We start from the raw sequence: 2,406 nt of genomic DNA, 5'->3' as shown, positions 1-2,406 counted from the left end.
CCCGCACCGCCAACTCCACAAACCCCGTCCCCGGAAACAACACCCGCCCACCCACCACGTGATCCGCCAACCACGCATCAACCCCCACCGACAACCGACCCGACAACACCACCCCATCGGAATCCGCCAACACCGTCGCCGCACCCAACAACGGATGATCAACAGCCTCCAACCCCAACGACGCCACATCACCCCCCGCCAACCCCAACGACAACCAGAACCGCTCCCGCTGAAACGCATACGTCGGCAAATCCACCAACCCAGCCCCAGCGAAATAGCCATCCCAGTCGACAGCCAGACCCGACACATGCAACGCGGCAACCGCCCCCACCAACGACCGCACCTCACCCCGCTCCCCACGCACCGCAGGAACCACCAACGGCGAAACAAACACCTGGTCCTCGGCGAGGCAGTCCTGGGCCATCGCGGTCAGGGTGCCGTCGGGGCCGATCTCCACGAACCGCGTCACACCCCGCTCCCGCAGATGCCCAACACCATCCGCGAAACGCACCGCCTCGCGCACATGCCGCACCCAGTACTCCGCCGACGCCACCTCCGCAGCCACCCTCCCCGTGACGTTGGAAACGAGGGGAGTTGACGGCTCGGCGTACGTGAGCTGCTCCGCGACCGCACGGAACTCCGCCAGCATCGGCTCCATCAACACCGAATGAAACGCATGCGACACCCGCAACCGACGTATACGAGCCCCACGCCCCGCAAAGACCTCCGCGACAGCCAGGACCTCCGACTCCCGGCCGGACAACACCACCGAGGACGGGCCGTTGACCGCCGCGACACTCACACCCGGCGTCAGATGCGGCAGCACCTCCGCCTCCGACACCTGCACGGCCACCATCACCCCGCCTGGCGGCAACGCCTCCATCAACCGGCCCCGCGCCACCACCAACCGCACCGCATCGGCCAAGGACAACACCCCCGCAATGTGCGCGGCAGCTATCTCCCCCACCGAATGCCCGGCCACAAAGTCAGGCCGCACACCCCACGACTCCAACAACCGGAACAACGCCACCTCAAACGCAAACAGGGCAGGCTGCGCCCACCCCGTCCGATCCAACACCTCCTGATCGGCGCCCCACACCACATCCCGCAAACCAGAACCCGCCTCCGGCCCCAGCTCGGTCAGCACCGCATCAAAAGCCCCCGCGAACACCGGGAACGCAGCACACAACTCCCGCCCCATCCCCACCCGCTGAGACCCCTGACCCGAAAACAAAAACGCGGTCCCCGCATCACCGCGCACCTCACCACGACACACAAGAGGCGACGACTCCCCCGCCACCAACGCCCTGAGACCACTCAACAACTCATCACGCCCGGCCCCAGCAACCACCGCACGATGCTCGAACGACGACCGCGCCACCGCCAACGACCGCCCCACGTCCAAAACCCCAAGCCCCGAACGCTCCCCCACAAACGCCAACAACCGCCCAGCCTGCGCACGCAACGCCTCAGCGCTGCGCCCCGACACCACCCACGGAACCACCACCTCCGACGGCACACCCACCGGAACCAACGGCCCCGCCGACGCCACCGGCACCACAACCGCAGGCTCCACAACCGCAGGCTCACCAACCGCAGGCTCACCGACCGCCTGCTCCAAAATCACATGCGCATTCGTCCCACTGAACCCGAACGACGACACCCCCGCCCGACGCGGACGCCCCACCACCGGCCACTCCCGCGACCGGCCCAGCAACTCCACCCGACCCGCCGACCAGTCCACCCGCGACGACGGCACCTCACCGAACAAACTCCCCGGCACCACCCCATGCCGCATCGCCATCACCATCTTGATGACACCCGCCACACCCGCCGCAGCCTGCGTATGACCCAGATTCGACTTCACCGAACCCAGCCACAACGGCCAACCATCCTCCGACCGATCCCGCCCATACGTCGCGAGCAACGCCTGCGCCTCGATCGGATCACCCAGCACCGTGCCCGTGCCGTGGCCCTCCACCACATCCACCTGATCACCCGAAACCCGCGCATCCGCCAACGCCTGACGAATCACCCGCTGCTGGGCCGGACCATTCGGCGCCGTCATCCCATTCGACGCACCGTCCTGATTCATGGCCGAGCCTCGCAGTACCGCGAGGACCTGGTGACCGTTGTTCCGTGCGTCGGACAGCCGCTCCAACAGGAGCATCCCCGCACCCTCGGCCCACCCCGTACCATCCGCCGACTCCGCGAACGGCTTACACCGGCCATCGGGGGCCAGGCTGCCCGGCTCTCGGCTGAACTCCACGAATGTGCGGGGCGTGGCCATGACGGTCACGCCACCGGCCAACGCCAGCGAACACTCACCCTTGCGCAACGACTGCGCCGCCAGATGCAACGCCACCAACGACGACGAACACGCCGTATCCACCGTCACCGCAGGCC

At 67.5% G+C, this 2,406-nt stretch carries 1 protein-coding gene; it reads right to left on the bottom strand.

The genetic code is table 11. The annotated features are described in order from the left end of the window. Positions 1-2,406: type I polyketide synthase (locus tag ACZ5VQ_RS49285; RefSeq protein WP_469110756.1), on the bottom strand; the 2,406-nt coding region annotated here is incomplete at both ends.

It is taken from the genome of Streptomyces sp. NPDC033178, from assembly GCF_055577685.1.
Note: the sequence above shows the minus strand (reverse complement) of the source record. Positions and strands in the feature narration are given on the sequence as shown.